Source organism: Frankia sp. CeCAU1 (assembly GCF_977971845.1).
In genome coordinates this window covers 1-7,576 of record NZ_CDWWXA010000036.1, presented here as the reverse complement: position 1 = coordinate 7,576, position 7,576 = coordinate 1, and the positions used below count along the sequence as shown (strand labels likewise).

The 7,576-nt window shown below is 70.2% G+C and carries 5 protein-coding genes; 3 read left to right on the top strand and 2 right to left on the bottom strand.

The genetic code is table 11. The features are described 5' to 3' along the window. Window positions 1-1,879 (top strand): B12-binding domain-containing radical SAM protein (locus AC08OO_RS09130; RefSeq protein ID WP_476618416.1); only part of this gene is annotated, 1,879 nt, incomplete at its 5' end. Between the two features lie 73 nt (window positions 1,880-1,952). Here AC08OO_RS09130 and AC08OO_RS09125 read toward each other — a convergent pair. Then, window positions 1,953-2,573: a hypothetical protein gene (locus AC08OO_RS09125; RefSeq protein WP_476609544.1), complete on the bottom strand. Its 621-nt coding sequence runs from the start codon at window positions 2,571-2,573 to the stop codon at window positions 1,953-1,955. Between the two features lie 81 nt (window positions 2,574-2,654). Here AC08OO_RS09125 and AC08OO_RS09120 point away from each other — a divergent pair, with 81 nt between their 5' ends. After that, a complete protein-coding gene (locus AC08OO_RS09120; RefSeq protein WP_476609543.1) occupies window positions 2,655-3,755 on the top strand; it encodes an aldo/keto reductase in 1,101 nt (366 codons plus the stop codon). After that, window positions 3,752-4,582, top strand: coding sequence for an endonuclease/exonuclease/phosphatase family protein (locus AC08OO_RS09115; protein WP_476609542.1), 831 nt, complete (start codon window positions 3,752-3,754; stop codon window positions 4,580-4,582). The genes AC08OO_RS09120 and AC08OO_RS09115 overlap by 4 nt, the downstream gene beginning before the upstream one ends. A gap of 400 nt (window positions 4,583-4,982) precedes the next feature. On the opposite strand, the gene AC08OO_RS09110 is transcribed toward AC08OO_RS09115, so the two are convergent. Beyond that, entirely contained in the window at window positions 4,983-7,106 is a 2,124-nt protein-coding gene (locus AC08OO_RS09110) for a 2'-5' RNA ligase family protein (RefSeq protein WP_476609579.1), read from the bottom strand. Window positions 7,107-7,576 lie beyond the last annotated feature (470 nt).

Here is a 7,576-nt window from a genome sequence, read left to right as displayed (position 1 = left end):
TGAGGGCCGTTGGGTGGTGGCGGACCTGTCGGGTCAACCGCACCGTTCACGGGCCTGGCCGGCGTGGGCCCGGGACACGGTGGTGCTCGACGAGCCGGCGTCCTGGCTGTCGTTGGCCGACGTGCACGAGCCGGGGGTGGATCGATTGTCGCGGCCCGGCGTGCTGCTGGCGGCGCTGTATCACCCGGAGACGTTTCCGCTGCCGCGGTTCCCGTTGGGGATCAGCACGGTGGCGCGCGCGGCCCGTGAGACGCTGCTGGGCACGGTGGCCCTGGCCGACATGCAGCTCGGGCTCACCCTTGACGGGTTGGTAGCCCGTATCGAGGCAGACCGGCCGGACGTTCTCGGGGTCTCGGCGACGTTCGGCCAGTACGACCTGCTCGTCCAGCTACTGGAATCGGTCTACGCCCAGGACGCTCCGCCACTGATCGTCGTCGGCGGCAGCCTTTCCGCGCGGGTCGAGAGGGTCCTGCTCGACCGGTTCCCGTCGCTGCTGGTTGCCCGAGCGGGCGGGGAAGCCACGATCAGCGCGTTACTGGCGCACTGGCACGGCGACCGCACCCTCGACGAGGTTCCCGGTCTGGGATTCATCGGAGCACCGCGTGGGGGTGGGCTGACGGTCGGGCGGCGGAGGACCGCGAAGCCCGTCACCCGGGATGTGACAGCGGATGTCGTTCCCGAGCTCGATCTGCTGCCGGCGACGTTCGACCACCACGGTGTCGCGCAGCTGGAGACCAGCCGGGGCTGCACCAGCTACTGCTCGTTCTGCCCGCGTGACCACAAGGGCAGCTGGGCGGGGGCCGGTACGGGCCAGCTGCCGTGGCTGCTGGGCGAGCTGGCGGCGGTCTTCGACCGCTACCCGCAGGTGTCGCGGACGTTGTACCTGGTCGACGAGGAGTTCCTCGGCCGCGGCCCTGATGCCCCGGGCCGGGCGCTGCGGCTGGCCGGTCTGCTGCGCGGGGCGGGCTTCGGCTGGGAGTCCAGCTGCCGCGTCGACCAGGTCGTCGACCCGGGCCGGGACCTCGGTTGGCATGTCGAGCGCGCCGAGATGTGGCGGATGCTGGTCGCCTGGGGGTTGCGGCGGATGCTGTTCGGTGTCGAGTCCGGGGTGGACAGCGTCCTGGACCGGTTCGCGAAGGGGACAACCGGCGAGCAGAACGTGCTGGCGGTCCGGACCCTGTCCGCGCTCGGCGTGCCGACCCGGTTCACCTACATCACCTTCGACCCGCTGATGACCCTCGACGAGCTGAAAGCCACCCACGCGTTCCAGGGCCGCACCGACCTCCTTCTGGCCCCGCGACCGGATCTTCCCGCCGCCGAGGTCGCGCGCGGCGTGAGGGACAGCAGCTTTGTCGCGACGGCCAGCGTGGGCAGGCCGTTCTACCAGGGGATCTCCTACCTGCTGGTCGGCATGGAATGCCTGATCGGTGCCGCCTACACCCGCCAGGTCCAGCACGCCGGCCTCGCCGGTGCGGTGACGCCGAGCATGGGCCGGGTCGAGGCCCGCTACGCCGACTGGCGGATCGGGGTCGCCGCCGGCTGGGCGCAGCGTTGGGTCGACCGGCACTTCGCCCTCGACTACACGTTCAAGTCGCTGGAGAAGGTTTTCGACGGCGACCCACGCCGCCAGGTACGCGAGGCCCGCGGCGTGCTCAAGGACGCCAGCTACACGGTGCTCGGCGACCTGATCATTGAAGTCGACGCCCAGCCGCTCTGTCACGATCCGGCTGCCGAAGCGATCCTGGACGCCCGGATCTGGCAGCGGGTCGAGAAGCGTCTCGCCCTGCTCCGGGGCGTGCTCGCGACTACCGTGCACGACCTGCTGCCCGTTCTCGACCGTGAGCACGCGGAGCTGCTCACGGTCGAGAACCGGCGGTAGTCGGCGGCCAGCGGCTGGACGCTGATCAACGCGGCGGACTCCTGTGCCAGCTGACCCGCCGGCCCGCGGCCGGTCAGCTGCCGGTCTTCTCCGGGATCGGCACCCAGTTGAACTCTGGGCAGAACCGGGCGTAGGTCACCAGCTTCCACGCCGCGTAGTCCTCCAGCCGGCCGGTCGCGCGCAGCAGGTGCTTGACCCAGGTGTGGCAGACCCGCTCGTCGTGGCTCATCGACTCGTCGATCTGGCCGAGCATCCGGCAGGCGACCGCGAAGTCGTCGACCGTGAGCGCGCTCAGGTCGATCTCCACGTCGTCCACGGCGAAGGTGAACACCAACCGGCTGGTGGAGAAGCTGGTGTAGCGCTCACCGAGGAAACGGGCGTTCCCGTCGAGCGTGGCCATCAGCTCAGCGCGGCGTTCCACTGGGTAGCCGATTCCCAGGTCCAGATCCGAGGTCTCCAGGTTCAACCGGGTGCCGAACGAGCCGACGTCGCGCGGCCGGTGCCCGGTCCAGCGCTCGATGAGGTCCGACGCCTGCGCGCGCACCGCGTGCAGTCGCTCGTCGTGGGCGCGCATCGCCGCGTAGAACGCCGCGGCCCGGTCGAACTCGGCGTCGGGGAAGTCGCTACGGTCGGCCCACCCCTTCGCCCTGATCGCATCCAGGTCCAGCAGGGTGGCAGGGTCCGGAGTCGTCATGCCGGTGACCCTAACGTCACAGCCAGCAGTGTCCACACAGGTCGATCCCAGAGATAGCCGGCGGACAACGAGGGGAACGAGATGACGGCACCGAATCTTCTGACCGCCCGGACGCTCGCCGGTGGGCTGACGGTCCACCCCGTCGGCGTCGGCTGCTGGGCCATCGGCGGACCGGACCACAACCTGGGCCTGCCGATGGGCTGGTCCACCGCCGACGACCGCGCCTCCCTCGCAGGACTGGAACTCGCCTACACCCTGGGCGCGAACCTGTTCGACACCGCCGACGTCTACGGCCACGGCCACTCCGAACGCCTCCTCGGCCACCTCGTAGCCCAGGTCGACCGGGACAGTCTCGTGCTGTCGTCCAAGGTCGGTTACTTCGCCGGGACCGCCGCCCACGCCTACCTGCCTTCGGCGATGCGCCGCCAGCTGGAGAGCAGCCTGGAGAACCTGCGCACCGACCGGCTCGACATCTACTTCTTCCACACCAGCGAGTTCGGCCCCGACGACCGCTACCTCGACGACGCGATCGCCCAGATGCGTGACTTCCAACGCCAGGGCCTCGTCCGCTGCGTCGGCATGCGCGGCCCGCACCGCTACGCCCCTCACCGGCTCACCCAGCCACGATCCGCCCGGCCGGACAAACACGCCCGGTTCCGGGCCCTGTTCGACCGCGTCCGTCCTGACTTCCTCGCTGTCCGCCACAACCCGCTGACCCCGCCCGCACCTGCCGGCCAGCAGGACATCTTCACCCTCGCCGCCGACCACCACACCAGCATTCTGATCAACAAGCCGCTCGGCCAGGGCCTGCTCACCGGCAAGTACGACCCGCGCCGTCCGCCCCGTTTCGGCGACGGGGATCACCGGCAGCGCAAACGCTGGTACACCCCTGACGCACTCGCGGTCATCGGCCGTGGGCTCGCGCCCCTGCGCGACCGGTTCGGCCCGTCGACTCAGGACCTGGCCAGGGTGGTGCTGGCCTACAGCCTTCAGCGCGCCGACAACGCGGCCGTGCTCGTCGGCTTCACCACCCCCGACCAGATCCGCGAGAACCTCACCGCCCTCGACACACCCCTGTCCGCCGATGACCTCACCTTCGTCCGGGCCACCCTCGGCCAGCTCCAGCAAGACCTCGACGCCGCCGGCGAGGTCTTCCTCGACGAAACGGCGCCACCCGCATGAACCCCCAGCAGGCCCTGTTCCCAAACCCGCCCGCGCCGGTCGCTCCCGCGGCGACGACCGAGCTGCGGCTGGTCACCTTCAACGCCCAGCACGCCGCACCCGACCGGGCCCGCCGCCAAGCCGCCTGGCTCGGACAGCAGCCCGACGCGGACGTCGTCGTGCTCACCGAGGTCGGCCACGGGCCCGGCGGCCACGCCCTCCTCGACGCACTCGCGCAGCACGGCTACGCCCACATCCACCCCCCACGGTCGGACGTGCCCGACTACAGCACGGTCATCGCCTCCCGCAGCGCGCCCCTCGAACCTGTGGCCGCGGGCATCGACGTTCTTGCCCACCGCGCGCCCGTGGTGGACCTGCGGATCGGTGGACAGCGGCTGCGTCTGGTCGGCCTCTACGTCCCGTCCCGCGGGCCGGCCGTTCGCCGTAACGAGAACAAGCGCGCCTTCCAACACGCCGTCACCCGGGCCCTACCCGGCGTCCTTGCCGGCTTCGACGGGCCGGTCGTGGTCACCGGCGACCTCAACGTCGTCGAACCCGGCCACGTCCCGCACTACCCGGTCTTCGGCCGCTGGGAGTACGACTTCTACCGCTCCTTCACCGACGCCGGCCTCACCGACGCCTACCGCACCCTGCACCCCGCCACCCCAGGCCACAGCTGGTACGGCCGCGGCGGCAACGGCTACCGCTTCGACCACACCTTCCTCACCCACGGCCGGCTCGACCTGACCCGGTGTGACTACCTCCATGCCCCCCGCCACGAGGGCCTCAGCGACCACGCGGCGATGGCCGTCACCGCTGTCGTTGCTCCCCGGCAGCTCCAGTCGTAGTCCGCCGGCGTCAGGTCGTTCCGCCGCGATCCAGGCGAGGATCACTCGCCGTATGAAGGCTCGTCCTTCGGCGAGGCCCAGGGCCGATGTCTTGCTCGGGGTGCCGGGCATCCTGGCGTGCCGTGCGGCCTGTCCGCTGATGCCGGGATGGTTCGCGGCCTGGGTGAAGGCCCGCGCCTCGGCTTTCGTCACCCAGCCGAGGGCAATCGGGTCGCGGCCGTCCTGCACGATCTCCCACACCTTGTAGAGCTCGACCCACCCAAGGTGCGTGGCCCGGCCGAGCATCGTCAGGGCTGGCCGGTCTCGCTCAGCTCGCTCTCACCCGGCCCTGAACCAGGGGCCCGCCTCTCGTCCGTTGCAACCCCGCGCCGTCCGACCCGGGTAGTCCCGACGAGACGTGTCAGGCGCTCAAAGGGGCGACAGCCACGGTGTCCCACTGGTAGGTCCGGCCGTCGCGATACAGCCGCACCAGCCGTAGATCGGCTACGGAGACCTCGGCGGGGGGCAGGTCACGCAGCCCCGCGACCCGGTGGATGATCGGTTCCGCGGGCGTGTGGCGGTTGCAGTAGGCGATGCCGACATGCGGCCGGAAACGCCGCTTGACGGCGGGCAGGCCGCAGGCGATGGACACATCGTCCACCGTGTCTCTCAGTCGGACGAGTGGTTCCCAGGGGGTGACGGTGAAGCGGACCGCGCCGCTTGATCCTGCCAGCGGTCCGACCCGTAGCCGGAACGCCGGCTGGTGACGACACTGTTCGGCGACCCGGCGGGTGACCGTGGCGAGAGTGGCGGGGTCGATCTCGTCGGTGAACGCGAGCCGGCGCACGGTGAGGTGCAGCCCTTCGCCGGGTACCGGGTCGAGACAGGCGAGGTCGTGCAGCTGCTGCTGGCAGGTCGCGGCAAGGTCGCGTAGCGCGGCGCTGTCAAACGTCAGGAACCAGTGGAAGCTGCTCCGGCCCGGGGTCCAGCCGGGCCGGTCCCAGTGGTCGGTCATGGAGGGTAGGACCCGGAAGCGTTCCCAGTCGTCATGGACCGGGTCGTGCTCGCTCACCGTGACGCGCTGTAGGGCAGTGTTTGGGATACCTCGGCGAGTTCGGCGACGGCGGGCAGGGCCCGCCAGCGCGGTGCGGCGGGCCAGTTCCCGGCCGCGTTGGCGGATCGACTCGATCGGGGCGGCACCGGCGCGGGTGAGGGCCTCGACGCCGAGCGCGGCGCTGTGTTCCGGGTCGGGGTCGGCGCCGGCCGTCAGCGCGGTAGCGACATCGAGGGTGATCAGGACGTCGCTCCACCGGGAACGGTCGGCGCCCGGCATGCCGCTGGCGGTCTGGGCGTAGCTCTGGACGAGGGCGGTGTCGCCGGTGCCGACGTGGGCGGTCGCGGCGTTCGCCGCGATCCGCGCGAAGCTGTAGGCGCCGAAGGAAATGCACGGCGACATGCCCTCGGGTAGCTCGGTGCCCTCGGCGAGGTCGAACGCGCGGCCGACGGCTTCCCGCACGCCGTCGCGGTCGCCGAGCTGGCCCAGGGCGCGGGCTTCGCCGTTGATCGCCAGACGGATCGCCTGCGGCCCGCCCGCGGCGTGGATCTGCCCCTCGCGGGCCCGTTCCAACGCCAGCCGGTAGTCACCGGCGTAGTAGGCGCACAGGCTTTCGGTGCCCCGTACCCAGGCCGCCAGATCGCTGTCCTCGACGGCCACAGCGAGGGTGAACGCCTCCACGCAGTAGGCGCGCGCGAGTGGGAAGTCCCCGAGGTTCACCGCCATATAGCCGGCCAGCCCCGACAGCCGCCCCGCGGCCCGCAGCAGCCGGACCCGGTCCCGGGACGTCTGCCAGCCCTCGACGAGGGTCTGCACGCCCTTCCGCTGGCGTACGACAAGAGACATCAGATGCTCTGGGCCCCGCGCCTCATAGGAGGCGACACAGTCCTCGACGAAAACGTCGAGATAGTCGAGGAAAGGCATTTGCGTGGAGAGTCCTGCGAAATATCGCAGCCGAACGCCGACGTCAAATATTTCCGCCTGTCGGTCAAATCTACCGCCAAGGGAAACGGTCACTTCCGCGGCTGGCGAAGGCATCACCGGAGTGGGCGTTCTGATGTCTTTTCCGGCGATCTCAGCCCGGCTTGCGTCCCTGGGCTTCGGTAGTTCTTCGAGTCTGGCCCGCATAGTTCTCGGCGTCTTGCTGATAAGGAGATTATCGGCAGGGGCGAGGTGTTCGCGGTCGTCGAGATCGATCAGGTTGTGGATTCCGGTGCCGTAGACCTCGGCGAGCAGCGCGAGGATCTGGGGGGTGGGCCGGCGGCGGCTGTTCGGCAGCGGCCAGTTCTCCAGCTCCGACAACCGTGGGCCGGTCATAGGGGCGGCGCCACGGGGGTCCAGACCGGTACGGGCGGCGTGGGCATTGATGTGGTTCGCGGCCTGCGTCTGGGTCCAGCCGTGCGCGACGCGGTAGGCGACGCGGGGGCGCAACTGGTAGCGGCGGGCGAACTCGACGGCGATCTCGTCATGGGACATGCCCGCCGTGCGCATCCGCGCCCGCAGCTCCGCCTGCTCCACCCGCAGACTGGGCCTGTTCGTCACGAGGTCTTGGGCTCCTCCCTCGTCCCGCACCACCGCTGGTGGCGGACAGCGAGTCGGAATGCGCCAACAGTAGCCCTCGACGCTCCTCCTCCCAAGTGGTCCAGCAGCGTCCGCTGCGCCGTGTCTCTCGGGCTCAACCTGCCTTGGCGTATTCGCCGGCTACCGAAGGGCTCTTGTGGGTGTGGTGCGGGTTTCAGCGGTGCCCGCGTTGACCCGGGTTGCTGTCCGCCTTCGGCCGCGGTTCGACGGGGATCTCTAAGCGCCTCCTACTGGTCCGGATGGGCTAGCACAGCGGATCGCTGTGCTAGCCCATCCGGACCAACGAGGCTAGCTCTTCTGAGTCATTTCGCGCTGGGACGCCGATCAGACCGAAAAGTTAGAACGCCACAAATCGTGTCCACCGGAGTAGTCCTAGACCT

Excerpts from the sequence above, each read along its gene's own strand:
- AC08OO_RS09125 (WP_476609544.1), bottom strand. The coding sequence starts at position 2,573 with ATGACGACTCCGGACCCTGCCACCCTGCTGGACCTGGATGCGATCAGG.
- AC08OO_RS09120 (WP_476609543.1), top strand. The coding sequence starts at position 2,655 with ATGACGGCACCGAATCTTCTGACCGCCCGGACGCTCGCCGGTGGGCTG.
- AC08OO_RS09115 (WP_476609542.1), top strand. The coding sequence starts at position 3,752 with ATGAACCCCCAGCAGGCCCTGTTCCCAAACCCGCCCGCGCCGGTCGCT.
- AC08OO_RS09110 (WP_476609579.1), bottom strand. The coding sequence starts at position 7,106 with ATGCGCACGGCGGGCATGTCCCATGACGAGATCGCCGTCGAGTTCGCC.